We start from the raw sequence: 23367 nt of genomic DNA, 5'->3' as shown, positions 1-23367 counted from the left end.
AGCGGCCCGGCTTTCAGGGCTTGCGCACGACGCGCTCGATCCACGCGAGCAGCACCGCCACGGCTTCATCGCGGTTGGTTTCGTTCAGCGTCTCGTGGCGCGCGCCGCCGAACACATGGCACGACACATCGCGCAGCCCCGCCTCGCGGTAGCGCTGCACCAGCGGATAGAACCATTCGGCCTTGTTGCTGACCGGGTCCTCGTCGCCGATGAAGAGGTACAGCGGCAGCTCGGGCCGGATGCGCGATTGCATCGCCGCGGGCGCCAGTTCGTCGAGGTTCGCGAACATGGAACCGAGGCCCTCGGCCGACACCGTGAACCCGCACAGCGGATCGGCGATGTACGCATCGACCTGCGCCGGATCGCGGCTGAGCCAGTCGAACGGCGTGCGCACCTCGGGCAGCGCGGCGTTCATGTCTTCGAGGCGGAAGCCGCTCTGCAGCGCGGTGCCCAGCAGGTCGAGCGCCGCGGTGCCCGAGAGCACTGCGCCCGACAGCAGCTCGCTGTGCCGCACCAGGTAGTACTGCGTGGCGAACGAGCCCATGCTGTGGCCGAGGAGGATGAGCGGCAGGCCCGGGTGCGCGGCGCGTGCATGGCGGCTCAGCAGCGCCATGTCGTCCACGAGGCCGGCGAAATTGCGCGGACCGAATTCGCCGAGCTCGTTGTTCGCCAGGGCATAGGCGCCATGGCCGCGGTGCTCGTTCGCGTAGACGACGTAGCCGGCTTGCGTGAGTGCATCGGCGAGCGGGCGATAGCGCAGCGAATGTTCGCCCATGCCATGCGCCAGCTGCACGATGGCCCGTGGCGTTCCGGCCTGCCAGCGGTGGGCTTCCACCGGGTGGCCGTCGTTGGCGGTCAGTTCGAAGTTTGTCTCGGTATTCGGCATGCGGTGTCCTCGGTGGAAGAGGGTTGCCATCCTAGTCGTTGAAGGCCCGCAGCATCGCCTTGCGCAGCCACATCTCCGCCGAGTCCTTGTCGGTCACGGCACGCCAGGCGAGCTTGATCTGGTAGTCCGGACCCTCGAAAGGCAGGGCCTCGAAGCGAAGCCCGCCTTGGGCCGACAGTGCCAGCGCCACGTGCTCGGGCACCGTGGCCAAGAGGTCGGTGCCGGCGAGCACGGCGGGGAGGCTGCCGAACTGCGGCACCGAAAAAGCCACGTCGCGCTGGCGTCCGATTTCACCGAGCGTTTCGTCGACGGTGCCGCACAGGTCGCCGGCATAGGTCACGAGCACATGGCGGCGGCGGCAGTAGTCGTCGAGCGAGAGCTTTCCGGGGACGGTGTCGGCGCGCAGCATGGCGAAGCGGGCCGTACGGACCTTGCGCACCTTGGCGTCGGCGGGCAGGTCTTTCAGGAACGACATCACCGCGCTGACCTCTCCCTGCTCCAGGTAGCTCATGGCGTTGCGGTAGCAGACCGTGAGCGTGACCAGCTTGGCGCGGGGCACTTCGGCGCTCAGGGCGCGCAGCAGGCGCGGCAGCATCGCGATCTGCAAGTCGTCGGTCAGGCCGATGCGGAAGATCGGTGCGGCGCGCTCGGGCTCGAAGTCGGCCTGCGCGCGGAACGTGGCCTCGATCTGCGCGAGCGCGGGGCCGAGGCCCTGCATCAGCGCCAGCGCCCGTTCGGTCGGCTCCATCACGCGGCCGTGGCGCACCAGCAGCGGATCGCCCGTGAGTTCGCGCAGCCGCGCCAGCGCATGGCTTACCGCGGGCTGGCCGAGGTTCAACCGCTCCGCGGCGCGGCTGACGTGGCGCTCGCGCATGAGCGCGGCCAGCACGGTGAGCAGGTTCAGGTCGATGCGGTTGAGTTCGACGGGTTTCATCGGAGGTCCTGGCGTTATCGATCGCACGCATAGCGGCTATCCGGCGAATCGATTTCCTTGATTGTGCTGCGGCCCCTAGATTGGTGCCATCGGTCAATTCAAAAAGGAGATTTTTCATGAGCAGGATGGTTCGCTTCCACGTGTTCGGCGGTGCCGAGGTGTTGAAGATCGAAGAGGTCGGGACGCCGACGCCCGGCCCAGGCGAAGTGCGCGTCGCGGTGCAGGCCATCGGCCTGAACCGGGCCGATGCGCTATGGCGCGAGAACCTCTACATCGAAGACGCGACGCTGCCGGCCGGGCTGGGCAACGAGGCGGCGGGCGCTGTCGAGGCGGTCGGGGAGGGCGTCGAAGGGCTGAAGGTGGGAGACAAGGTCGCCGTGCTGCCGGGCGCGGGGCAGGGCCGGTATCCGACTTATGGCGAGAACATCCTCCTGCCGGCGTCGCATGTGGTGCGGTATCCCGGCAACCTGTCGGCCGCGCAGGCGGCGGGTGCCTACATGGCGTACCTCACGGGCTACTTCCCGATGTTCGAGATGGCGCAACTCGAGCGCGGCCAGGTGATGCTCGTGACCGGCGCTTCATCGGGCACTGGCATCGCGGCGTTGCAGATGGCACGCGCGGCGGGCATTGTCGCCATCGCGGTCACACGCACGGCTGCCAAGCGCGATGCCCTGCGCGAAGCCGGTGCGGCGCATGTGGTCGTGACCGACGACGAAGACGTGGTCGAGCGCGTGATGAAACTCACCGAAGGTCGCGGCGTCGACCTGGTGTACGACGGCGTGGGCGGCTTGCAGGTCGAGCGGCTCGGCGATGTCGTCGCGCATCGCGGCTGGTACGTGCTGTATGGCCTCTCGGGCGGCGCGGAGTTCAAGTACCCGGTGATTGCGCAGTTCCGCAAGAGCTGGCGCTTCCACGTCTACAAGGTGCTGGAGCACACCGGCGCGGCCACGATGGAATTGCCTCGCGACGAGGCGCCGCTCGCCCGTGCGCTGGCTTTCATCGACGCAGGCCTTGCCGACGGCAAGCTGCAGGTGCGCATCGACCGCGAGTTCGCATTCGACGACGTGGTGCAGGCGCACCAGTACCTGGAGCGTGCGGGGCATATCGGCAAGGTCGTTCTCACGGTCTGAGCGGTACGCTGGGGAAATGACGCCGGGCAAGCTTCTTGCACGTCGGGGCAAGTCCCATGGCGGCAAGCGCGACCCGGCGGTAGATTTGCAGGCACGCCCCCGTGGCAAACAATGGTTTTCAACCCCCCTGACCCCCAGGAGTGCCCGTGGACGCATGGTCGAGCCAGCAGCTTTCTCCCTTGTACGGACGCGAGGTGTTCCGCTCGCGCGAAGCGGACGAGACCCACGCGCTGGTCGCCCATGAGCTGAAGGACCATCGCAGCGTCTGGGGGCGCGGCAAGGTCGATGCGGTCTTCTGCCGTGCCGAGCTGAGCGCACTGTCGCTGTGCATCCTGCGCTACGGGTGCGACGTGGACATCGAGCCCGATGCGCTCGGCAACTTCGTGCTGGTGCAGATGCCGCTGCGAGGCCATGCCGAGATCCGCACCGGCGGCCAGACGCTGCACATCCATCCGGGGCAGGGCGCAGTGGTGTCGGCGCACAAGCCGGTGCGGCTGCGCTGGCATGCCGACTGCGAGCAGTTGATGCTCAAGATCGAACTGGGCCGCCTGCAGGAAGTGGCGCGCCGCGCCTTCGCCACGCGCCATGCCGACGAGGTGGGCGAGATCGATTTCGACATGCCGCTGCGGCTGGACGACGCCGCCGGCACGCAGTGGTGCCGCATGGTGGCCAACCTCGCATCGCTGGTGCCTCCGGCGGACGACGGCAGCACCCCGTACGACGCGCGCTGGCTGGCCCACTGCGAAGACAACCTCATGCTCTACCTGCTGTGCCACCGGCCCAACTCGGTGCGGCGGCAGCACGATGCGCTGCGGCTCGGCTCGGAGGCGGCCAGCCTCGGGCAGTTGCGGCGCGCCGAGGAGTTCATGCGCAGCCGGCTCGACACCACCGTGTCGCTCGAAGAGGTGGCCGACGCCGCGGGCGTGACGCGGCGCATGCTGGCGCTGCTCTTCAGGCGCCACCGCGACCTCTCGCCGATGGAGGTGCTGCGCAATATGCGGCTCGATGCCGCGCATGCGCAGCTTGCGCGCCACGACGGCGCGAGCGTGACGCAGATCGCGCTGGACTGCGGCTTCTCGCACCTGAGCCGCTTCGCCGCCTGCTACCGGGAGCGCTTCGGCCAGCTCCCGCGCGAGACCTCAAGACATTAGGACTTCATCGCGCACTTCGCGGCCGAGCTGTCCTGGTAGTTCTGCAGCACGGTGCCGATCACCTTGTTGGTGATGCGGCCGCTGGCGTCCTTGCCGATCACGCGCAGGTAGTAGTTCTGGATCGGGAAGTTGTTGGCGCCGTAGCTGAAATCGCCGCGCACCGACTTGTACTTCGCGGCCTTGATCGCCTTGAGCAGCGCGGGCTTGTCGGCCACCTTGCCGCCGGCGTCGCGCACGGCGGCATCCATCGCCATCAGTACGTCGTACGCCTGGCCGGCATAGAACGACGGATTGCGCCCGTTGTTCTGCTGGCGGAACGCGGCCACGAAGCGCTGGTTGGCGGGGTTGTCCAGGTCATAGGACCAATGCGCGGTGTTGAAGAGCCCGAGCATCGGCTCGCCCACGGCGGGGATCATGTCCTCGTCGGCCGAGAAGGCGGTCGAGATCAGCGCCACGTCCTTCGAGAGGCCCGCGCCGACGAACTGCTTGATGAAGCTCACGCCCATGGCGCCGGGCAAGAAGAAATAGAGCGCATCGGGCTTGCTCGCGCGGATCTGGGCGATCTCGGCCGAGTAGTCGAGCTGCCCGAGCTTGGTGTAGAGCTCGTCGCCCACGGCGCCCTTGAAGTTGCGCTTGAAGCCGCTCGCCGCATCCTTGCCGCCGGGGTAGCTGGGTGCGATGAGCGCCACTTTCTTGAAGCCCTTGTCGGAGGCGAACTTGCCCGCGGCCTCGTGGTACGCATCGTTGGGGTACGACGCGCCGAAGAAGTAGGGGTTGCACTTGGCGCCCGAGTAGTCGCTCGGGCCGGTGTTGCTCGACAGGTAGGGCACCTTGGCGGCGAAGAGCGGCGGGCCGACGGCGAGCGCGACGGACGAGCCGACGGGGCCGGTGAAGAGGTCGATCTTGTCGCGCAGCAGCATGCGCTCCACCACCTGGCGGGCCAGGTCGGGGTTGCCCGCGGTGTCGGCCTCGACGAACTCGACCGGCACGCCGCCCAACTTGCCGTCGAGCTGCTTCATCGCCACGGCGAAGCCGGCCTTGGCCTCGGCGCCGCCGACGGCGAAGGGGCCGGAGAGGTCCATCGCGAGACCTACCTTGACGGGCTGGGCCTGTGACAACGACGCGCCGGTAACGACGACCAGGGCCAGTGCGGCCGTTCGGATGCTTGCCTGCGACATGAGAAATCTCCTCTGAAGGGATTCGGTGGACGTGGGGGAGGGTGAATGCAATGCGCGTCGCAGTCTGCGTGCCGCCGCGGCGGCGGGCTATCCGTTTCCTGCAGCGACCTCGCTTGCAAGAAATGGACAGACAGCGGCAAGGGCGCTGCCCAGAATTTCGCAAGCCCCACCACTTTGGAGACACCCACGATGAGTCAGTACATCGACATCCCGGCCGGCGACGGCCGCAGCTTTCGCGGCTACCTCGCCTTGCCGGCTTCGGGCAGCGGCCCCGGCATCGTGCTGTGCCAGGAAATCTTCGGCATCAACGACTACGTGCGCGAGGTGGCCGACCTCTATGCCGAGGAGGGCTACGTGGTGCTCGCACCCGATCTCTTCTGGCGCATGGAGCCCAACGTCGACCTCGGTTATTCGCCGGAAGAGTGGCAACGCGCCTTCGGTTTCTTCCAAAAGTTCGACATCGAGGCCGGCATCGCCGACGTCACCGCGAGCGTGAAGGCGCTGCGCGCGCACCCGGCCTGCACCGGCAAGGTGGGCGCGCTGGGCTATTGCCTCGGCGGCAAGCTGGCGTATCTGGCGGCCGCGCATTCGGGCGTGGATGCAGCGGTGGGTTACTACGGCGTCGGCATCGAGGCCGCGCTCGATCTCGTGCCGAAGATCGAATGCCCGATCGCGCTGCACTTCGCCGAGCTCGACCAGTTCTGCCCGCCCGAAGCCCGCGCCCAGGTGCTCGATGCCTTTGCCGGCAAGCCGGGCGCGCAGATGTACGTCTACCCCGGCGTGGACCATGCGTTCGCGCGCACCGGCGGCGATCATTTCGACAAGCCTTCCACGTTGATGGCGCACCAGCGCTCCATGGCGCTGTTCAAGGAAGCCATCGGGCCGGTCTACGACCTCTCGGCGCTGTGGGACAAGCACTGCGAATACGAGTTCGGCACGCGCGATGTCGTCGCCACCATGGGCACGATGGTGAGCGAGCCGTACGTCAACCACATCCCGACGATGACGGGCGGCGTGGGCGCGAAGGAGCTGTCGCGCTTCTACAAGCACCACTTCATTCCGACGACGCCGCCCGACACGCGGCTCACGCCGATCTCGCGCACCGTGGGCGCGACGCAGATCGTCGACGAAATGCTCTTCTCTTTCACCCACACGGTGGAGGTCGACTGGATGCTGCCGGGCATCGCGCCGACCGGCAAACCGGTGGAGATCGCGCTGGTGGCCATCGTCAAGTTCCGCGGCGACAAGCTTTATCACGAGCACATCTACTGGGATCAGGCCAGCGTGCTGGTGCAGATCGGCTTGCTCGATGCCAAGGGCCTGCCTGTGGCGGGCGTGGAAACCTCGCGCAAGCTGGTGGACGAGATGCTGCCCTCGAACACGCTGATGCCGCGCTGGTCGAAATCGAACGGCCTCTCCATCGCCGACCCCGCGTTGCCGCTCGGATGACGCAGGGCGCAGACATGCTGGCGCTGGTCGTGGCCGAGGTCAGGCCGCTCACGCCGGCCATCAAGGCTTTCGTGCTGCGGCCGGCGAATGGCGGCGACCTGCCGCCGTTCGCGCCGGGGGCGCACCTGAGCGTGCAGATCGCTGAATCGAGCGGGCAGCGCGCGTATTCGCTGGTTCGCCCGCACGATGGCTCCGGCAGCTACGAGATCGCGGTGCTGCATGAGCCGCAGGGCTCGGGCGGCTCGGCCTGGATGCACGGCCTCGCGCCCGGCGCGGTGCTGGCCGCGCACCCGCCGCGCAACGACTTCGCGCTGCACCTAGGCAGCCAGCAGCCGCTGCTTGTGGCGGGCGGCATCGGCATCACGCCGCTGCTGTGCATGGCGCGCGCGCTGGGCGCCGAAGGCCAGGCCTTCGACTTCTTCTATGCGACACGCAGCGAGGAAGCGACCGCCTACCTGGATGAAGTGCGCGCGCTCGGCGGCACGGTGGTGCACGACGGCGGCGACCCCGCGCGAGGCCTCCACCTGCGCGCGCTGCTCGCGGCGCCGCAGGGCGGGCGCCACTTGCATGTCTGCGGCCCGCGCGGCATGGTGCAGGCGGTGGTCGACACAGCCCGCGCGCAAGGCTGGCCCGACGACCATGTGCATTTCGAACTCTTCGCCGGCGCGCTCGCAAAGGCCGGTGACATGCCTTTCGAGGTGCGCACGCTGCGCTCGGGCAAGACGCTGACGGTGCAGCCCGGCCAGAGCCTGCTCGACGTGCTGATCGCCGCCGGGCTCGACCCGATGTACGACTGCCGCCAGGGCGACTGCGGCGTGTGCGGCGTCGACGTGGTGGAGGGCGTGCCCGACCACCGTGACCACAACCTGAGCCCGCGCGAGAAGGCGGGCGGCAAGACCCTGTGCACCTGCGTGTCGCGCGCCAAGACGCCGCACCTGGTGCTCGACATCTGATGACGCTTCAGGAGACTGACCCGATGAATTCCGTGATCCCCATCATCCCCATAGCTTCCAAGGTTCCCATCGACATCCAGTCGCTCGTGCAGCCCGACCGAGTGCACAAGCGCGTCTACACCGACCCCGCCATCTTCGAGCTGGAGATGGACCGCGTCTTCGGCCAGGCCTGGCTGTACGTGGGCCACGAAAGCCAGGTGCCGAACGTCGGCGACTACTTCACCACGCGCCTGGGCCGCGAGCCCGTGGTGATGGTGCGCCACACCGACGGTGCGGTGAACGTGCTCTACAACCGCTGCCCGCACAAGGGCGCCAAGATCGTTCCCGACGGCAGCGGCAGCGCAGGCAAGTTCTTGCGGTGCCTGTATCACGGCTGGACCTTCAAGTGCGACGGCAGCCTCTTGTCGGTGCCGCTGCGCAGCGGCTACGAAGACACGGCGCTCGACCTCAAGAGCGGGTCGCATTCGGTGCGCAAGGTGGCGCGCGTGGCGAGTCATCGCGGCTTCGTGTTCGCAAGCCTGTCCGCAGACGGGCCGGCGTTGGCCGACTTCCTCGGCGGCGTGGCCACGTCGCTCGACAACTTCTGCGACCGCGCGCCGGATGGCGAGGTGGAAGTGGCCGGTGGTGTGCAACGGGTGATCCAGCGCAACAACTGGAAGATCTTCTTCGAGAACCTGCACGACACGATCCATGCGGTGGCCACGCACGAGTCGTCGTGGCGCGCGGCAAAAGAAGAATTCGAAGCCATGCCTTCCGGCACGCCCAAGCCCTTCGAGGTGGTGATCGTCGACGGCAACGGCGAGCCGCTGGAGTTCTGGGAGAACCTGGAGCTCAAGGGCTACGACAACGGCCACGGCTTCATGGAAGGCATCTTCGTGCCGCCGACCGACCCGGTGAGCCTGGCCTACGTGGCGGCGCTCGAAGCCAGCCAGGGTGCGCAGCGCGCCGACGAGATATTGCGGGTGAACCGGCACAACACCATCGTCTACCCGAGCTGTTCGCCGCACACCTCGTTCCAGCAGATCCGCGTGATCCGGCCGCTGTCGGTGGACCGCACGCTGGTGGAGATCTTCAGCTTCCGCCTGAAGGGCGCGCCGGAGGCGACCTTCCAGCGCACGCTGAAGTACACCAACATCGTCAATTCGCCCTCGTCGAACGTGATGCCCGACGACCTGGAGGCCTACAACCGCGTGCAGGAAGGACTCGGCTCCGACGGTGGCGACTGGGTCAGCATGCACCGCGCGGCCGGGCGCGACCAGCCGCTGCCGGGCGGGCGGGCCTCCAACGGCAACAGCGAGATGCCATCGCGCAACATGTTCGCGGCATGGGCCTCGTACATGGGCGTGCAGACCGGGAGTGCCGAATGAACTTCAACGACTGGCACGAGCAGCAGGCGATCACGCAGTTCCTGTACCACGAGGCGCGCCTGCTGGACGAGCACCGCTGGGACGAATGGCAGCGGCTCTTCACGCCCGACGGGCTCTACTGGGTACCGCTGGTGCACGGGCAGGCGGACCACATCAACCACGCCTCGCTGTTCTGCGAAGACGCGCTGCTGCGCTCGATGCGCGCGCGGCGGCTCGAGCAGGCGCGTGCTTATTCGCAGCAACCGCCCACGCGCACGGTGCATGTGGTGGGCAACATCGGGCTCGAATCGCGCGATGAAGAAAGCTGCGTGGTGCGCTCGACCTTCCTGCTCCTGGAATGGCGCAAGACCGAGCAGCGCACCTTCGGCGGCAGCGTGCTGCACACGCTGCGGCGCGAGGGCGACGAATTCCGCATCCGGATGAAGCGCGTCGAGCTTGTGAATTGCGACGCGCCGCACGAAGCCCTGCAGGTGTTCATGTGAAGGCCGCGCTGCTGGCCATGCACTACCAGAACGACGTGCTGCACGTCGATGGCAAGGTGCGCGTGGGTGTGGCGGCGGACGATCCGGCACGTCCACGTCTGATCGCTTCGGCTGCGCGCCTGATCGCCGGCGCGCGGGCGAACGGCGTGCCGGTGATCTTCGTGCGCATCGCCTTTGCGGCGGGGTACGCCGATTGCCTTCGCAACTGCACGCTGTTCCGGCGCGTGGCCGAGACCGGGGCGGTGCTCGACGGCGAGTGGGGGGCGGAGTTTTATGAAGAACTAGCGCCGCTGCCGGGAGAGGCCATCGTCACCCACAAGCGCAACAACCCGTTCTGGGCGAGCGGGCTCGAAGATGTCGTGCGCAACACCGGCGCATCGCGGCTTTATGTGGCGGGCATCGCGACCAACCATGTGGTCGAGCACGGCGCGCGCCACGCGAGCGACCTGGGCTACGAGGTGGCGGTCGTCGCCGATGCCTGCAACACTGCGCAGGCGCATCTGCATGCGGCGAGCCTGGAAACGCTGGCGATGCTCGCGGATGTGGTGAACGTCGACAAAGCTGTCGCACAGATGGAAGCCATGCCATGAACTGGAATTTCGAAGGGAAAGTTGCCATCGTCACGGGCGCGGCCGCCATGCTCGGCGCTTCCATCGTCCGTGCTTTCGTCCAGGCGGGTGCCGAGGTGCTGGCGGTGGACATCGATGCCGCGCGCGGCGAGGCGCTGGCGGCAGAACTGGGTCCGCGCTGCCGCTTCATCGCATGCGACATCGCCTCCGACACGGCACTCGATGCGCTGGTGGCCGATGCGCTCGCCAGCGAGGGGCGCATCGACTTCCTCATCAACAACGCGGTGGTGTACGGCGACAACGGGCTCGCGTCTTCGCGCGGCGAATGGCTGCAGGCGCTCGACGTCAACCTCGTCTCCGGCGCGCTGCTGGTGCACAAGACGGCAGACGCACTGGCAGCGCAGGGCGGGGCCGTCGTGAACATGGGGAGCGTCGGCGGCAAGTTCGGCACGGCGGGCCGGGCGCTCTATCCAGCGGCCAAGGCGGCCATCCTGCAGCTCACGCGCAACCAGGCCGCGAGCCTCGCGCACCGGCGCGTGCGGGTGAACTCGGTGTCGCCCGGATGGACCTGGTCGGACGCGCTCTCGCGCATGGCGGGCGGGGACCGCGCGTACGCGGACCGCATGGCTGCGCCGTTGCATCCACTGGGCCGCGCGGGCGATGGCGACGACGTGGCGCAGGTGGTGCTGTTCCTGTGCTCCGACGCCGCGCGCTTCGTGACCGGTGCGGACATTCCGGTCGATGGCGGGTTCTCGATGCTGGGCCCGGACCAGGGGCGCTCGGCGCGCGACTGGTTCGGCGGATAGGCAGTCAGGCGGCGAGCCGGTACCAGCCGATACCGTCGTCGGCGATGTCGCAGACAACTTCGCCGCGGTGCAGCAGGTAGTTGAGGCAGGCGAGGCTTTCACCGGTCGCCATGCCCAGCAACTGAACATCGGACTCGGCGATGCTGCGCGCGAACAGGCTCGCGAACACATCGACCGCGCGCTTGGGCGTCTTCAAGGTGTTGCGCAACCGGTCGAGCGAGCGTTCTTGTCCCGTCTGCAGCCGGTCGATGCGCGCATGCAGGCCGCGGAAGCACTCGTTGTGCGAAGGCAGCACCAGCACGTCGTCGGGTATTTCGCGCTTGAGCTTGGCGAGCGATGAAAGCCAGTCGGCCATCGGGTCGGCGTCGGGCTCGATGGGCGAGACCGACACGTTGGACGAAATGCGCGGCAGGATCTGGTCGCCCGAAATCAGCACCTTGAGGTCGGGGCAGTACAGGCATGCATGCTCGGGCGAATGGCCGTTGCCGGTGACGATGCGCCAGTCGTGCGCGCCGATGCGCAGCACCTCGCCGTCGCGCAGGCGCCGGAAGCTGTCGGGCAGCGGATGGATGTGCTTGCCGAAATTGCCGAAGCGGGTGCGGTAGGTCTCGATGGCGGCATCGCTCCAGCCGGCGCGGCGGTAGAAGGCGATGGCGTCGTCGGGCGCTTCGCGGCCGGTGTCGGACACCATCACGCGGCACATGAGGTATTCGGAGCGGGTCATCCACAACCGCACGCCGAACTTGCGCGTGAGCCAGCCGGCCATGCCGACGTGGTCGGGGTGCATGTGCGTCACGAGGACGCGGGTGAGGCCGCGCGTGTCCGGCGAATTGGCGAAGAGCTCGCGCCAGACGGCCACTGTTTCCTCGGTGCGCACGCCGGTGTCCACAACGGCCCAGCCGGCGCCGTCGTCCAGCGCCCACAGGTTGATGTGATCGAGCGAGTAGGGCAGCGGCATGCGGATCCAGTGCACGCCTGCCGCGACCTCGATCGACTTGCCGCGCGGCGGGAGCTCCGCAAAGGGGTAGACGAGCTTGCCTTTTGCCGCTTCCGCCGTCTCTTCCAGACCATCCATCGTGTTCACCTCCAGAGGAGTGAATTGTGAACCCGGCCGCGTTCCGGGCCGGGCTTCACCCGAGGAGGACAGACCGACGCGCTTACTTGCGACGCGAGCGGGGCGCGCCTGGCGCCGAGGTTTGCGACGGTGCGGCGCCGCCGTCCACGCCGAGTCGGCCGCCGCCGCCCAGGCCCTGGCCGCGCACCGTTTGTGCCTTGTAGTTGCGCAGCGAACGAACCATCTGGTTGAAAGCGTCCATGAAGGCCGCGGCAATCACCTTGCCCTGCGGCGTGCGCGTGTAGCCGCCGACGCCGCCCGCGGCGGAGAGTCCGCCCAGGCCGCCGAAGCCCGCGAAGTCGGTCTTGGAGGCGCTGCCTTCGGCGGCTGCCACCTGCACACCCGAGCGGTTGTCGATGAGCGTCAGGAGCGCGCTGGCTTCCTTGGTCTGCAGGCTGGCGCCGATGCTGGCGATGGCGCGGCCGCGGCCACCGCCCACCAGGCCGCCGAGCGCACCGCCGATGCCGCCGGCGTCGTTGTTGCTGAACACGATTTCGGGCGACAGGCCGTAGTCGGAAGCCACCATCTGACCGCGGCCGAAGTTGCTGCCGCCGCGCATTTCGCCCGACTGCATGAGCGCGCGCTCGCGCGTCATGGCGTTCATGCCGGCCGCGCCGCGCTCGACCACCACGAAGCAGTTCGATTGCTGCACCAGGAGACGCAGCAGGTTCGCGGTCGGCGGGAGCTTGTATTCGCCGGTGAGGACGGTGTACCAGCCGGCGTTGACGTTCTCGATGAGGGAGACGGTGCCCAGCGGCGAATCGCAGCGCTCGAGCTGACTGCTTTCACCGGAGGTGGCCGAGCCGGCGGCGCTGCCGGTGGCCATGGTCTTGGCCGACTGGCTGCCCATTTGCATGTCGGTGGTCGCGCAGCCGGAGAGAACCAGCGCACTGGCAAGAACGCTTGCGCTTGCGAAAGAGAATTTGGAAGAAGCCATGTCCGGATCCAGAGAGAGAAGAGTGAAGAGGCGCCCCAATGGGAGACGCCACTCCTCGGATTCCGAAGTGGGACCGCATGGCCTGTGTGACCTCCCCCGATTCGTCGCGCCGCCAGCGACCGCGCGACGATACGACCCCAGGAAGCGGCATGCCAGTGCCGAAAGTCATGGTCCGTCCGCGGCGAAGCGGGCGAGATTATTACCGAGTGCGAGCCTCGTGGGCAGGGGGCAACAAGCTCCCCGGAACAGTCAGGGGGATGGCCTTGGGCGCGATGCGGAGGCCGTTACAGTCGGGCCTTCATCACGAGGAGTTTTCAGATGGCAACCACGAAGAAGAATGTCGTTGGCGAAGCAGCAGCGGAACTGACCCGTCAACAAGTCGCGCAGGCCCTGGCCATTGCCGGCGCATCGAATTTCAGCGGCGCTTCCGATCCGGCTTTCGTCGGCTCCGTCCTGGTGGCCCTGGCCGTCAACACCAACTCCGTCAGCGCGACCATCGACAGCGCGAAGGGCCGCACTCCAGTCGTACAGCACTGATCCTCGGCGCGATCCGCCCGGGGGCTTTTCAGCTCTGCGGGTGGTGCGCGTCGCACGTGTCGCGCGCGCGGTCTTTCATGGCCTTCGATTGTTCGTCGAGCCATTCGAGTTCGTTCGGTGCGTAGGGCCGGGACCACGACATCCCGTCCAGCCGCACGCGAACCATCAACCCCCGCGCGGTCGTGACCGTTCCCGGCTGGCCTTGGAAATTGACCCGCGCCCCTTTCCTCGCGGGCACGTTGAACTGCGCACAGATGTCCTCGAAACCCAGCCGTGGGGCGGGCTTGCGTTCTTCGTTCGTACTTGCCATGCAAGTGCTACGCAGGAGGGGGCGATCCGGATTCAACCGGATCGCTTCATCCAACGCCCTTGTTAGTCGGGCGAAGCGAAATAGGCAGCGGGATCGACAGCGTTGCCGTTCCGGCGCAGCTCGAAGTGCAGCTTGACGCGGTCGGCTTCGGTGCGGCCCATGTGGGCGATCACCTGGCCTCGCTTCACCGACTGCCCCTCCTTGACCAGCAGCTTGCTGTTGTGCGCGTAGGCGGTCACGAAGGTCGCGTCGTGCTTGATCATGACGAGCTGGCCATAGCCGCGCGGGCCCACGGCGGAATACACAACCTTGCCGTCGCGCGCGGCGATGACGGGGTCGCCTTCCGATCCCGCGAAGTCGATGCCCTTGCTGTTGCGGCCATTGAATCGCTGGATGACGGTGCCGTTCGACGGGCGAAGGAAATTTCGCTCCGCCTTGGCCACGGGGCCGGATGGCGCGGACGATGCGGAAGGTGCCGGCTCGCTGCTGCGCGAGCGGCGCTCCGGTGCGGGGTGCGCGTCCTTGCGGGCCGAAGCCGCGGGCTTGGCGCTTGCGGATTTCTTCGATGCGGGTGCGGGCGCCGGGGCCGGCTTGGAGGCGCAGCCGATGAGCAGGACGCCCAGCATGCCCGAGGCAAGGGCCAATGCGATCCGATGGGAGCGATGGGAGATGGACGAGCGGGGCGCGGGGAGGTCGGGAAGTCCGGGTTCAGCTTGCGGCTTGAAATGCATGGTGAGGACTGTATTGGAATCCGCCGGCCGTCCGACTGAACGAAAGAACGAGCGAACGAACGAACTGACGGTCAGCTCCCGACGTGATGCTCCGCGATGGCCAGCGTGCGGCCGTGGTCGGTGGACTCCGTCATGGCGTCCCTCAGTTTTCGCAGCGTGTTGGTGAGGGCCTGCGGGGTGGTGCCGACCTCGCGGGCCGCGGTGCCGGGGCGCACGCCGCCGACGAGAACCATGTATGCGGCGTCGCGCGAGAGCGTGGCCCTCAACCTGGCGTGCTTCGACAGCGCATTGAATTCGCTTCGCGTCATCCCCGTCTCCTCTTTTCGGTGATCGGAGTCTGCGAGATTTCGGCGTCGGGGAATGGGCGTCTTTGGAAACTGCAGGTAAGAATTTATCCCGTGGCCCGGCTTCGCTTTGCTTTGCTTTGCCGATCAGCCTGGCACTCGCATCGGCAGAAGGCCGATGGGCGAGATGCGCGCGATGACCTCGGCCTGCATGAGCGCGGGAGAGTGGGCCGGAAGAAAGGTGGCCTGGACGGTCACGCCGGCCGATCCCATGCTGCGGTTGACCGTTGCCGTGGTGATCGCGCCGGGGAGCTTGAGCACTTGCTCGACCTGCAGTTGCTGCGCTTCGCTGCAAAGGGGCAGGCTGAATTCGTATCGACTCGTGTTGTTCATGGATGAAGACCTCGATTCGGTGGACGGAGGAGGTGCGAGTCTAGCGGCGGTGCCGAGCGCCCAACAAGCCGCCCACAATTGAAAATGCCCCGCTACCTTTTGAGTAGCGGGGCATCCAGTTGCCTTGCGGCTTGTAGTGGCTCCTCGACCTGGGCTCGAACCAGGGACCTACGGATTAACAGTCCGGCGCTCTACCAACTGAGCTATCGAGGAACAAGCCTCAGATTATAGCGCGGTTTTTTTGACCTTCTCAAGCCTCCGAAACTTTTGCGCAAAAAAGTTTGCTTCGCGCATGTTCACAGCGCGACGCTCAAGCCCAGACGCAGCGTGCGCGGCGCACCGGGAAACAGATAGACATGCCCGAACTGGTAAGGCGATTCCTTCCAGTAGCGGCGGTCGAACAGGTTGTCGACGGCCAGTGTCCAGCTCGTGTTCACGCCGCGCAGTTTCGTGTCGTAGCGCAGCACCGCATCGACGCGCGTCCACGAGGGCAGCGTGATCGATCCGTCCGCAAGAACGTTGCGGCGTCCTTCGTGCGACAGCTGTCCCGCCACTTCGAGTCCGGGCACCGCGGCGACGCGATACGCCGCCTGCGCGCGCAGCACCTGCTTGGGCACGTTGGTCGGCCACTGCCCATTGCTTGCCGGTTCGACGATGCTGCCGCGGCGCTTGGCGTCCATCAGCGTCACGCTGCCGCCGATGCGCCACGGGCCTTGCGTCCACTGCGCACCGGCTTCGAGGCCGCGGTGCACCGCACGGCCGTCGTACTTCGCTTCGCATGGCGTGATGCCCAGGCGGTTGCACGCGTCGAGATTGGTCATCGGCCGCGAGATGTCGAACCACGCGAGCTGCCAGTTGAACGCATCGTTGCCGCCCTTGATGCCCAACTCCCACTGGCGCGAACTGAGCGAGGGCAGCGCTTCCCCGGCATTGCTGTACTGCGAACTCTTGTTCGGCACGACCTGCGATTCGACGCCCTTGCCCCAGCTTGCATACGCGAGCAGTCCGGGCTGGATCGCGTAGCTGGCCGCGATCCACGGCGTGGTGATGCCGTCCTTGTAGCCCGTGGGACGCGAACCGTCGGTGCGGACGCTCTGGCGATCGAGCCGCGTGTGGCGCGCACCGATCCACGTCGTGAAGCGGTCGTTCCAGCGGATCGCGTCCTGCACCGAGAGTTCGGTCGAGCGTTCGTCGCGGTTCGTGTTGAAGTCGGTGAGCGTCGGATCGGGCGGCACCACGGCGGTCGCCCAGATGTTGCCGGTGCCCACGTAGTTGTAGGCCTGGTCCTGGAAGCGGTTGCGAACGCGGCTTTGCAGCAGCCCGAAGCCCAGCTCGTGCCGCACGCTGCCGGTCATCACGTTGCCCTTCAGGTTCAGGCTGCCCACGGTCTGCGTGCGGCGCTCGTTCTCGCTGCGGAAGTCGTAGACGTCGAAGGTGCCGTCCGAGCAGTAGCGGTCGTAGTTGCCTTCGGCGCCGCAGCCGAAGGCGTAGGCCAGGCGGTCGTCGGTCTTCAGGCGCTGCTGGCCGATCTGCACGCTCCAGCGCCAGTCGGCATTCAGCGCCTGGCTGAAGCGCACGGTGCCGGTCAGCGCCTTGAACACCGAGGGCTGCGACCACGGCTGGTTGTTGAGGTTGATGCGCGGATCGACCGGCGCAGGCAGCACGCTGCCCAGGAGGCTGTAGCCGTTCTGGCTCGGTTGCGTCTTGCGGCTTTGCTCGACTTCGAACTCCAGCACCGAGTCGCGCGTGATGCGCCAGTCGGCCGCGAGCGAGAACATGTTGCGGTTGCCGTCCAGGTTGTGCGTGAGCGGCTTCAGGTTTTCGCTCGCGATGTTGAGCCGGTAGCCGAACTGGCGGTTGTCGCCGAAGCGGCCACCCAGGTCGAGCGCGCCGAGCACGCTGCCGCGACTGGTGGTCTCGATGCGCACCGTGCGCAGGTCTTGCTCGGTCGGGCGCTTCACCACGTAGTTCACGAGCCCGCCCGGCGCGCTGGTGCCCGCCTGGATGCCGCTGGTGCCGCGCAGGATCTCGACGCGCTCCTTGTTGTCGAGCGGGATCGAGGTCTCGGCGCTGATCGGCAGGCCTTCGCGACGGTAGTTGAAGCGGTTGTCCAGCACGAAGCCGCGCACGGTGAGGTAGTCCCAGTAGCCGGCGGAGTTGTAGGCATCGGTGACCGAGGAGTCGAACTGCGTGAGATCGGCGAGCCGGCGTGCGCCGCTGGCGTTCAGCTGCTTGCTGTCGATCACCGTGGCCGAGAGCGGCAGCTCGCGCAGCGGCACGTCGCCGAAGCCGCTGACATCGGCCTGCGGCGCCGTCGCGCCTTCATTGACGACGACTTCGGGCAGCGCGGCCTGCTGCGCATGTGCGCTGCAGGCGGCCGCGAAAAACACGGCGGCAACCGCACGCGAGATAGGGGAGCGCGTCAGGGCCGGGAAATGTGGGAAGCGTCGTTGAGTCATTGATTGCTTGATGTGTTCATTTGCCGATGGCGGCGCCCATGGCCGCCATCCATTGCGCGGCCGTGGCCTCGGGATCGGCAGCGGTCACCAGCGCGCGCACCACCGCGACCGAGCCCACGCCGGTGGCCAGCACTTCGGGCAGCCGCACCGCGTCGATGCCGCCGATGCCCACTTGCGGATAGCCGCGCAGCAGGCGCGCATACGCCGCGAGCCGCGCCACGCCCTGCGGCGCGGTCGCCATCTTCTTGAGCGTGGTCGGATAGACCGCGCCCATCGCGATGTAGCTCGGGCTCACCGCATCGGCACGCACCATCTCGGCATAGCCATGGGTGCTGACGCCCAGCCGCAGGCCGGAGGCGCGCAACTGCTGCAGCTCGTCCGGCGACAAGGCATCGAGGTCTTCCTGGCCGAGATGGATACCGTAGGCGCGCGCGGCAATCGCGACCTGCCAGTGGTCGTTGATGAAGAGCAGCGCGCCCGTGCCCTGCACGGCCTCGACGGCCGCCTGCACTTCGCGCTCGATGGCCGCGGCATCGTCGGACTTGAAACGCAACTGCACCGTCGGCACGCCGGCGCGCGCCATGCGGCCGACCCATGCCGCATCGGGCAGCACCGCGTAGAGGCCGAGCCGTTCGGGGCAGGGCAGAAAGGCATCATCGCGCGCGGCGGGCGGAAACGAGCGCATGCCGAAGTCGGCGGGCGCGTCGGGCCATCGGGCGGCGTCGAAATGGCCGATGCGTTCAGTCTGCGCGTGCCAGGCAAGCGCGAGGCATTCGGCATCGACTTCGATGAAGCCGAGCGCTATGCAAGCCTGCTTGGCGCCGCGATAAACCGCGTCGTCGGAAGAGAAGGATGTTGCACCCACGGTCGATGCGGTGATGGCGCCGAAGCGCAACCCGTGCGCCGCGACGATGGCGTGGGCGATGGCGCGTGCGTCGTTCATGTCGCTCACGCCGCTCATCCCGCGTGATGCCAGAAGGGCGTGCCGAGCACGGGCGTGCTGGGCTGCGCCGAGTCTTGCGCGGCCATCGCGCCTGCACGCCACGCGGTGCGGCCCGCGCCTACCGCATCGGCAAAGGCACCGGCCATCGCGACCGGGTCCTGCGCGAGTGCAACCGCGGTGTTGAGCAGCACGCCGTCGTAGCCCCACTCCATCACCTGGCATGCGTGCGAAGGCAGCCCGAGCCCGGCATCGACCAGCATCGGCACCTTGAGCCGTTCGCGCAGCACCTGCAGCGCGTACGGATTGACAGGACCGCGGCCGGTGCCGATGGGCGCGGCCCACGGCATGACGGCCTGGCAGCCCACGTCGACCAGCCGCTGGCACAGCACGAGGTCTTCGGTGCAGTAGGGCAGCACCTGGAAGCCGTCGCGAATCAGTTGCGAGGCGGCGTCGACGAGGTTCAGCGTGTCGGGCTGCAGCGTGTAGTCGTCGCCGATCAGTTCGAGCTTGATCCAGGGCGTGTCGAACAGCTCGCGCGCCATGTGGGCGGTGGCGATCACCTCCTGCACGCTGTGGCAGCCGGCGGTGTTGGGCAGCACGGGCACGGCCAGCTTGCGCAGCAGCGCCCAGAAGCCGCTGCTCGTGTCGTTGCCGGCCGAGCCCTGGGGGCCTTGGTTCGCGGTCTGGCGGCGCAGCGACGCGGTGAGCATCGCGGGCTTCGCGCGCTTCACGGCCGCTTCGAGCAGGTCGGGCGAGGGGTAGCGCGCGGTGCCGAGCAGCAGGCGGCTTTGAAAGGTCTGGCCGTACAGGACCAGCGGGTCATTCGATGGGGTGGTCATGGTGTTGTCTCCAATCTTTTTTTCAGCCGCCCGTCACGGGGCGGATCACTTCGATGCGGTCGTCGGGCTGCAGCGTGCGCGCGGCGTAGGCCGAGCGCGGCACGAACTCGCGGTTCACCGCCACGGCGAAGGGCGGCACGGCCTCCAGCGCGGCCAGTGCATCGGTGAGCGTGGCGCTGTCGGGCAGCGTGTAGGGCTTGTCGTTGATCAGGATGTTCATCGTCGTCATGCGTCGTCGGATGTCGGGGTGTCCATGCCGAAGCTGTGCGCGAGCGTGCAGTGGCCGTGCACGAGCAGTTCCATCGCCGCATCGAGCAGGGCGGGCGCGATCATGAAACCGTGGCGATAGAGGCCGTTGATCTGCAGCACGCGCGGCTGCGGCTGGCGGATGGCGGGCAGGTTGTCGGGCAGCGTGGGGCGGCACTGCGTGGCGATCTCCACGATGCGTGCCTCGGCAAAACCGCTGTGCACCGCATAGGCCGCGCTCAGCAGTTCGAGCGTGGAGCGCACGCTGGCGGGCGACATGTCGTCCGACTCGATCTCGGTCGCGCCGATCACGAACAGGTGGCCGGGCTTGGGCGCGATGTAGAGCGGGTAGCGCGGATGCACGAGCCGCGTCGGGCGCTGCAGCGCGACCTCGGGCGCATGCACGCGGATCACTTCGCCGCGCACACCGCGCAACGCGCGCCATTGCGGACGGGCACCGAGGCCGCGGCAGTCGATCACCCAGTCGGGCTGGCCGGATGTGCCGGGCGAGAAGTCCGCGGGTACGTGTGGCGACTGCCAGTGCAGCGTGACGTTCGGGCTGGCCGCGAGCGTGGCGAGCAGCGAGGCGAGCAGCGCGCGGTTGTCGAGTTGGCCTTCCCCCGGAAGGAACAGCCCTTTGGCGAAGCGCTGGCCGAGTGATGGTTCCAGCGCGGCGATGCCTGCGCCGTCGAGCGTCTGCATCGGCGCGAGTTCGGGCACTTGCGCACCGGTGTTGGCGAGCACGCGTTCGAGCCGCGCGGCTTCGGTCGCGTCCTGCCGGTGCCACAGCACCAGCGTGCCTTCGCGCTGGAAGAACACGGGTTGCGCCAACGGCGCGAGCAGTTCGGGCCAACGCGACAACGCGTAGTGGCCCATGCGCACGACGGACACCGGCGCCACGGTCGATTCGGCCAGCGGCGCGAGCATCGCCGCCGCCACGCGCGCGGCTGCGCCTTCGGCTTCGGAGCTGCCGGCTTCGTACAGCGCGACCTTGCAACCCGCCTGCGCGAGCGTCACCGCGATCAGTCGGCCCATGAGGCCCGCGCCGATGACGGCCGCAGATTGAAATGGCACGTTCATGGTCTTGCTCCTTCCCCCTCTGGGGGAAGGTTGGGATGGGGGCCGCCAGAGCGCCCGATGGACATGCCGCTTGCCCCCACCCCGACCCTCCCCCGGAAGGGGAGGGAGAAAAACGGACCCGGTCGCCGATAATTTTCAGCATGACCCAAGGACCATCTCCCGCGCCGCAGGCGCCCCTGCGCTACGCACGCGTTCTCTCCATCGCAGGCTCCGACAGCGGCGGCGGTGCCGGCATCCAGGCCGACCTCAAGACCTTCGCGGCCCTGGGCTGCTACGGCATGACGGCCATCACCGCGCTCACCGCGCAGAACACGCGCGGCGTCTCGGGCATCCATGGCGTGCCGCCCGAATTTCTGAAGGCGCAGATCCAGGCCGTGGTCGAGGACATCGGCGTCGATGCCGTCAAGCTCGGCATGCTGCATGCGCCCGAAGTGGTCGAGGTGGTCGCCTGGGCCATCGATCACTACAAGTTGCCGAACGTGGTGCTCGACCCGGTGATGGTCGCCACCAGCGGCGATCGCCTGATCGCCTCGGAAACCGTGCAGGTGCTGGTGCGCGAACTGTTCCCGCGCGCCGTGGTCGTCACGCCCAATCTCGATGAAGCGGCGCTGCTGATCGGCCATGCCATCGACGGCATCGAGGCGCTCGACGGCGCGGCCGATGAACTGCTGGCGCTCGGCGCGAAGGCCGTGCTGCTCAAGGGCGGCCATCTGCCCGGCAATGAAGTGGTCGACGTGCTGCTGCAGGCGGACGGCACGCGCAAGCGCCTGGCCTCGCAGCGCATCGCGAGCCGCAACCTGCATGGCACCGGCTGCACGCTGTCGTCCGCCATCGCGGCGCACCTGGCGCTGGGATTGACGTTGCCTGAAGCCGTCGAACGTGCGCGCGCCTACATCCTCGGCGCGATGGCCGCCGGTGCGGACGTGCAGGTCGGCGCGGGCCACGGTCCGCTCAACCACGGCTTTGCGCCAGTGCCGATGCACCGGCTGCCGCTGCCGGCGAAAGCTTTGGCCGGCTGATCCAGGCCAGCACGAACGTCGCGGCCAGCGTCGGAAGCGCGGAGCCGAACTGCGGTGCCCATTTGGCGAGCGCGTGATAGGCCGCGATACCCGCGATCCAGATCAGCGCCGCCGCCCAATCGATCTGCCGCGTGCCGACGGATGCCACGCTTCGCCCGCTGCCGAGCCGCCCGAGGATCACGCCGTAGAGCGGCACGAACACCGAGCTGAGCAGCAGCAGGAAAGGTTCGAGCGTGTGCATCGGCAGCACCAGCGCGAGCGCGATGCACAGCGCGGCCAGCAGCAGGCCCCAGCGCTTCACGCTCCATCGCGGCAGGAGGCTGTGCGTGGAAACCGAGCCAGAGTAGACATCGCCATACGCGTTGTCGAGCTCGTCGATGAGGATGAGCCCCAGCGCCACCAGCCCGCCCTGCGCGAGCAGCAGCGCTGTGACGAGGCCTGTGCCCGGCTCCGCAACGCTCACCACCATCACACCTAGCGCATAGCACCAGATATTGGCGAGCGCATAGCCGATCCAGGTGCCGCTGAAGGCGCCGCCGAGGCCGCCCGCGCTGCGCTTGCCGTGGCGCGCGTAATCGGCCACCAGCGGCAGCCACGACACCGGCATCGCGATCACCAGATCGAGCGCGCCGAACATGCCCATGCTGCCGTCGCCGGGTCGCGCCCAGAAGGCGTCGAGGCCCTTGGCCTGCAGCCGCGTCGCGAACTGCCAGGTCAGCCAGAGCAGCGAGATCACCACCAGCGGCAGCCCGAAGCGGCTCACGAAGCGACGCACCAGCTTGACCATCGATCCTGCGAGCAGCGCCAGCAGCACCGCGCCCCAGAGCAAGGTGGTGAAGACGCCGCCCCAGAAGCTGCCGAGCGATGCGCCGAAGGCGACCTGGCCGATGGCCTGCGTGCCTTCCCGCATGATCACCAGCTCGAAGGTCGTCCAGCCCACCAGTTGCACGATGTTGAGCAGCACCGGCAGCCGCGCGAAGGCGCTGCCGTAGGTGGCGTGCATGAGGCCCGCGCTCGCGAGGCCGGTTTCGCAGCCCAGCCGCGCGGTCCAGGCCAGGAGGCCCGCGCCGATGACGGAGCCGAGCGCAATCGCCAGCGCCGCATCGCGCGTGCCCACGGCCGGCACGAGGTACGCGCCGATCTGCATCACCAGCAGCCCGACGCCCAGGCTGAACCAGAGCGAGGCGTGATCGGTCCAGCCGAACACGCGGCGGGACGCGGGCAGGGGCGTCAGCGCCTCGTTGCCGGCAGAGGAAATTCCGTTGTCGTTGTCGTCGTGTGCCATCCGTTTGCTCCAGTGCAAAAGGTTTGGCAGGTGGGCGAGGCTCCAGCAGCGCTGCCGCCACGCGAGACAACGTGACAGGCCGCCGGACCAGCTTCCCTGCGCGAGGATTACCTCAGTCAGGTTCAAAGGGACTCTCTCAGTCAGCCCCGGAACGGATTCCGGTTCGACACCCCTAGCGTGTGTTTCGCGCCTGAGCGCGAAGCGGGCGTGATTGTACGAGCCTGGCGCCGATGCTTCCAGTCCCGGCGAGGAAGATGCGCGAAGGCGCGCGCAGCCCGCGTTTGC

Annotated in this window: 25 protein-coding genes and 1 tRNA gene; 10 read left to right on the top strand and 16 right to left on the bottom strand. The window is 67.9% G+C overall.

All coding sequences use genetic code 11. The features are described from left to right. Window positions 1-13 precede the first annotated feature (13 nt). Together QF040_RS09235 and QF040_RS09230 are read right to left on the bottom strand one after the other, a co-directional pair. A complete protein-coding gene (locus tag QF040_RS09235) occupies window positions 14-886 on the bottom strand; it encodes a lysophospholipase (RefSeq protein ID WP_429610789.1) in 873 nt (290 codons plus the stop codon). A gap of 31 nt (window positions 887-917) precedes the next feature. Beyond that, on the bottom strand, window positions 918-1820 hold the full coding sequence (locus QF040_RS09230) for a LysR family transcriptional regulator (RefSeq protein ID WP_429610788.1): 903 nt from the start codon (window positions 1818-1820) through the stop codon (window positions 918-920). Between the two features lie 116 nt (window positions 1821-1936). On the opposite strand from QF040_RS09230, the gene QF040_RS09225 reads away from it, so the two are divergent. Together QF040_RS09225 and QF040_RS09220 are read left to right on the top strand one after the other, a co-directional pair. Further along, entirely contained in the window at window positions 1937-2950 is a 1014-nt protein-coding gene (locus QF040_RS09225; protein ID WP_429610787.1) for a zinc-dependent alcohol dehydrogenase family protein, read from the top strand. A 146-nt stretch (window positions 2951-3096) separates the two neighbouring features. Then, window positions 3097-4101 carry an AraC family transcriptional regulator gene (locus QF040_RS09220; RefSeq protein WP_429610786.1) on the top strand — a complete coding sequence of 335 codons (1005 nt, stop codon included), beginning with the start codon at window positions 3097-3099 and terminating at the stop codon, window positions 4099-4101. Here the strand turns inward: QF040_RS09220 and QF040_RS09215 are convergent. Then, window positions 4098-5279: an ABC transporter substrate-binding protein gene (locus QF040_RS09215; RefSeq protein ID WP_429610785.1), complete on the bottom strand. Its 1182-nt coding sequence runs from the start codon at window positions 5277-5279 to the stop codon at window positions 4098-4100. The genes QF040_RS09220 and QF040_RS09215 overlap by 4 nt on opposite strands. A 189-nt stretch (window positions 5280-5468) precedes the next feature. Between QF040_RS09215 and QF040_RS09210 the strand changes: the two genes are divergently transcribed. The 6 genes from QF040_RS09210 to QF040_RS09185 are packed head-to-tail and all read left to right on the top strand — an operon-like array spanning window position 5469 to window position 10905. Further along, window positions 5469-6728: a dienelactone hydrolase family protein gene (locus tag QF040_RS09210; protein ID WP_429610784.1), complete on the top strand. Its 1260-nt coding sequence runs from the start codon at window positions 5469-5471 to the stop codon at window positions 6726-6728. After that, window positions 6725-7681, top strand: coding sequence for a PDR/VanB family oxidoreductase (locus QF040_RS09205; protein ID WP_429610783.1), 957 nt, complete (start codon window positions 6725-6727; stop codon window positions 7679-7681). Before QF040_RS09210 ends, QF040_RS09205 begins: the two co-directional genes overlap by 4 nt. 23 nt (window positions 7682-7704) lie before the next feature. After that, on the top strand, window positions 7705-9048 hold the full coding sequence (locus QF040_RS09200; RefSeq protein WP_429610782.1) for an aromatic ring-hydroxylating dioxygenase subunit alpha: 1344 nt from the start codon (window positions 7705-7707) through the stop codon (window positions 9046-9048). Continuing rightward, entirely contained in the window at window positions 9045-9530 is a 486-nt protein-coding gene (locus QF040_RS09195) for an aromatic-ring-hydroxylating dioxygenase subunit beta (RefSeq protein ID WP_429610781.1), read from the top strand. Before QF040_RS09200 ends, QF040_RS09195 begins: the two co-directional genes overlap by 4 nt. Next, window positions 9527-10120 (top strand): cysteine hydrolase family protein, encoded by a 594-nt coding sequence (locus QF040_RS09190; RefSeq protein ID WP_429610780.1) that lies wholly within the window; start codon window positions 9527-9529, stop codon window positions 10118-10120. The genes QF040_RS09195 and QF040_RS09190 overlap by 4 nt, the downstream gene beginning before the upstream one ends. Beyond that, on the top strand, window positions 10117-10905 hold the full coding sequence (locus tag QF040_RS09185; RefSeq protein WP_307683645.1) for an SDR family oxidoreductase: 789 nt from the start codon (window positions 10117-10119) through the stop codon (window positions 10903-10905). The genes QF040_RS09190 and QF040_RS09185 overlap by 4 nt, the downstream gene beginning before the upstream one ends. 4 nt (window positions 10906-10909) lie before the next feature. On the opposite strand, the gene QF040_RS09180 is transcribed toward QF040_RS09185, so the two are convergent. Together QF040_RS09180 and QF040_RS09175 are read right to left on the bottom strand one after the other, a co-directional pair. Further along, window positions 10910-11980: an MBL fold metallo-hydrolase gene (locus tag QF040_RS09180; RefSeq protein WP_429610779.1), complete on the bottom strand. Its 1071-nt coding sequence runs from the start codon at window positions 11978-11980 to the stop codon at window positions 10910-10912. Between the two features lie 82 nt (window positions 11981-12062). After that, complete coding sequence (locus QF040_RS09175; protein WP_429610778.1) at window positions 12063-12956, bottom strand: CsgG/HfaB family protein; 894 nt, start codon at window positions 12954-12956, stop codon at window positions 12063-12065. 318 nt (window positions 12957-13274) lie between these two features. On the opposite strand from QF040_RS09175, the gene QF040_RS09170 reads away from it, so the two are divergent. Then, complete coding sequence (locus QF040_RS09170; RefSeq protein ID WP_013541027.1) at window positions 13275-13493, top strand: hypothetical protein; 219 nt, start codon at window positions 13275-13277, stop codon at window positions 13491-13493. 28 nt (window positions 13494-13521) lie between these two features. Here QF040_RS09170 and QF040_RS09165 read toward each other — a convergent pair whose 3' ends face one another. From QF040_RS09165 to QF040_RS09120, 10 genes are all read right to left on the bottom strand, one after another. Then, complete coding sequence (locus QF040_RS09165; protein WP_429610777.1) at window positions 13522-13803, bottom strand: polysaccharide deacetylase; 282 nt, start codon at window positions 13801-13803, stop codon at window positions 13522-13524. 62 nt (window positions 13804-13865) lie between these two features. Then, window positions 13866-14534 (bottom strand): murein hydrolase activator EnvC family protein, encoded by a 669-nt coding sequence (locus QF040_RS09160; RefSeq protein WP_429610776.1) that lies wholly within the window; start codon window positions 14532-14534, stop codon window positions 13866-13868. A 71-nt stretch (window positions 14535-14605) separates the two neighbouring features. Next, window positions 14606-14842 carry a hypothetical protein gene (locus QF040_RS09155; RefSeq protein ID WP_429610775.1) on the bottom strand — a complete coding sequence of 79 codons (237 nt, stop codon included), beginning with the start codon at window positions 14840-14842 and terminating at the stop codon, window positions 14606-14608. Between the two features lie 123 nt (window positions 14843-14965). After that, window positions 14966-15211: a hypothetical protein gene (locus QF040_RS09150; protein ID WP_013541031.1), complete on the bottom strand. Its 246-nt coding sequence runs from the start codon at window positions 15209-15211 to the stop codon at window positions 14966-14968. A 137-nt stretch (window positions 15212-15348) separates the two neighbouring features. Further along, window positions 15349-15424, bottom strand: a tRNA-Asn gene (locus QF040_RS09145). Window positions 15425-15507: 83 nt separating this feature from the next. Further along, complete coding sequence (locus QF040_RS09140) at window positions 15508-17670, bottom strand: TonB-dependent siderophore receptor (RefSeq protein WP_429610774.1); 2163 nt, start codon at window positions 17668-17670, stop codon at window positions 15508-15510. Between the two features lie 16 nt (window positions 17671-17686). Further along, on the bottom strand, window positions 17687-18613 hold the full coding sequence (gene thiE / locus QF040_RS09135) for a thiamine phosphate synthase (RefSeq protein ID WP_429610773.1): 927 nt from the start codon (window positions 18611-18613) through the stop codon (window positions 17687-17689). A gap of 14 nt (window positions 18614-18627) precedes the next feature. Then, on the bottom strand, window positions 18628-19452 hold the full coding sequence (locus QF040_RS09130; RefSeq protein WP_306878162.1) for a thiazole synthase: 825 nt from the start codon (window positions 19450-19452) through the stop codon (window positions 18628-18630). Between the two features lie 22 nt (window positions 19453-19474). After that, window positions 19475-19681: a sulfur carrier protein ThiS gene (gene thiS, locus QF040_RS09125; protein WP_429610772.1), complete on the bottom strand. Its 207-nt coding sequence runs from the start codon at window positions 19679-19681 to the stop codon at window positions 19475-19477. Further along, the gene (locus tag QF040_RS09120) at window positions 19678-20778 is read right to left on the bottom strand and encodes an FAD-dependent oxidoreductase (RefSeq protein ID WP_429610771.1); all 1101 of its coding nucleotides are present in this window, start codon (window positions 20776-20778) and stop codon (window positions 19678-19680) included. Before QF040_RS09120 ends, thiS begins: the two co-directional genes overlap by 4 nt. A gap of 140 nt (window positions 20779-20918) precedes the next feature. Between QF040_RS09120 and thiD the strand changes: the two genes are divergently transcribed. Next, complete coding sequence (thiD, locus tag QF040_RS09115) at window positions 20919-21797, top strand: bifunctional hydroxymethylpyrimidine kinase/phosphomethylpyrimidine kinase (RefSeq protein ID WP_429610770.1); 879 nt, start codon at window positions 20919-20921, stop codon at window positions 21795-21797. Here thiD and QF040_RS09110 read toward each other — a convergent pair. Then, a complete protein-coding gene (locus tag QF040_RS09110) occupies window positions 21730-23082 on the bottom strand; it encodes a purine-cytosine permease family protein (protein WP_429610769.1) in 1353 nt (450 codons plus the stop codon). The genes thiD and QF040_RS09110 overlap by 68 nt on opposite strands. Between the last annotated feature and the right edge of the window lie 285 nt (window positions 23083-23367).

Origin of the sequence: Variovorax sp. W2I14 (assembly GCF_050435205.1) — a bacterium.
GTDB classification, from domain to species: Bacteria; Pseudomonadota; Gammaproteobacteria; order Burkholderiales; family Burkholderiaceae_C; genus Variovorax; species Variovorax paradoxus_C.
The sequence above is the reverse complement of the archived record's forward strand: the minus strand, read 5'-3'. Positions and strand labels throughout refer to the sequence as shown.

What these genes read in the sequence shown, in the direction of transcription:
- thiD (WP_429610770.1), top strand. Translation starts at nt 20,919, where the DNA reads ATGACCCAAGGACCATCTCCCGCGCCGCAGGCGCCCCTGCGCTACGCA.
- QF040_RS09120 (WP_429610771.1), bottom strand. Translation starts at nt 20,778, where the DNA reads ATGAACGTGCCATTTCAATCTGCGGCCGTCATCGGCGCGGGCCTCATG.
- QF040_RS09140 (WP_429610774.1), bottom strand. Translation starts at nt 17,670, where the DNA reads ATGACTCAACGACGCTTCCCACATTTCCCGGCCCTGACGCGCTCCCCT.
- QF040_RS09210 (WP_429610784.1), top strand. Translation starts at nt 5,469, where the DNA reads ATGAGTCAGTACATCGACATCCCGGCCGGCGACGGCCGCAGCTTTCGC.
- QF040_RS09150 (WP_013541031.1), bottom strand. Translation starts at nt 15,211, where the DNA reads ATGAACAACACGAGTCGATACGAATTCAGCCTGCCCCTTTGCAGCGAA.
- QF040_RS09175 (WP_429610778.1), bottom strand. Translation starts at nt 12,956, where the DNA reads ATGGCTTCTTCCAAATTCTCTTTCGCAAGCGCAAGCGTTCTTGCCAGT.
- QF040_RS09165 (WP_429610777.1), bottom strand. Translation starts at nt 13,803, where the DNA reads ATGGCAAGTACGAACGAAGAACGCAAGCCCGCCCCACGGCTGGGTTTC.
- QF040_RS09235 (WP_429610789.1), bottom strand. Translation starts at nt 886, where the DNA reads ATGCCGAATACCGAGACAAACTTCGAACTGACCGCCAACGACGGCCAC.
- QF040_RS09230 (WP_429610788.1), bottom strand. Translation starts at nt 1,820, where the DNA reads ATGAAACCCGTCGAACTCAACCGCATCGACCTGAACCTGCTCACCGTG.
- QF040_RS09110 (WP_429610769.1), bottom strand. Translation starts at nt 23,082, where the DNA reads ATGGCACACGACGACAACGACAACGGAATTTCCTCTGCCGGCAACGAG.
- QF040_RS09195 (WP_429610781.1), top strand. Translation starts at nt 9,045, where the DNA reads ATGAACTTCAACGACTGGCACGAGCAGCAGGCGATCACGCAGTTCCTG.
- QF040_RS09180 (WP_429610779.1), bottom strand. Translation starts at nt 11,980, where the DNA reads ATGGATGGTCTGGAAGAGACGGCGGAAGCGGCAAAAGGCAAGCTCGTC.
- QF040_RS09170 (WP_013541027.1), top strand. Translation starts at nt 13,275, where the DNA reads ATGGCAACCACGAAGAAGAATGTCGTTGGCGAAGCAGCAGCGGAACTG.
- QF040_RS09205 (WP_429610783.1), top strand. Translation starts at nt 6,725, where the DNA reads ATGACGCAGGGCGCAGACATGCTGGCGCTGGTCGTGGCCGAGGTCAGG.
- QF040_RS09155 (WP_429610775.1), bottom strand. Translation starts at nt 14,842, where the DNA reads ATGACGCGAAGCGAATTCAATGCGCTGTCGAAGCACGCCAGGTTGAGG.
- thiE (WP_429610773.1), bottom strand. Translation starts at nt 18,613, where the DNA reads ATGAACGACGCACGCGCCATCGCCCACGCCATCGTCGCGGCGCACGGG.
- QF040_RS09225 (WP_429610787.1), top strand. Translation starts at nt 1,937, where the DNA reads ATGAGCAGGATGGTTCGCTTCCACGTGTTCGGCGGTGCCGAGGTGTTG.
- QF040_RS09160 (WP_429610776.1), bottom strand. Translation starts at nt 14,534, where the DNA reads ATGCATTTCAAGCCGCAAGCTGAACCCGGACTTCCCGACCTCCCCGCG.
- QF040_RS09200 (WP_429610782.1), top strand. Translation starts at nt 7,705, where the DNA reads ATGAATTCCGTGATCCCCATCATCCCCATAGCTTCCAAGGTTCCCATC.
- QF040_RS09185 (WP_307683645.1), top strand. Translation starts at nt 10,117, where the DNA reads ATGAACTGGAATTTCGAAGGGAAAGTTGCCATCGTCACGGGCGCGGCC.
- thiS (WP_429610772.1), bottom strand. Translation starts at nt 19,681, where the DNA reads ATGACGACGATGAACATCCTGATCAACGACAAGCCCTACACGCTGCCC.
- QF040_RS09215 (WP_429610785.1), bottom strand. Translation starts at nt 5,279, where the DNA reads ATGTCGCAGGCAAGCATCCGAACGGCCGCACTGGCCCTGGTCGTCGTT.
- QF040_RS09130 (WP_306878162.1), bottom strand. Translation starts at nt 19,452, where the DNA reads ATGACCACCCCATCGAATGACCCGCTGGTCCTGTACGGCCAGACCTTT.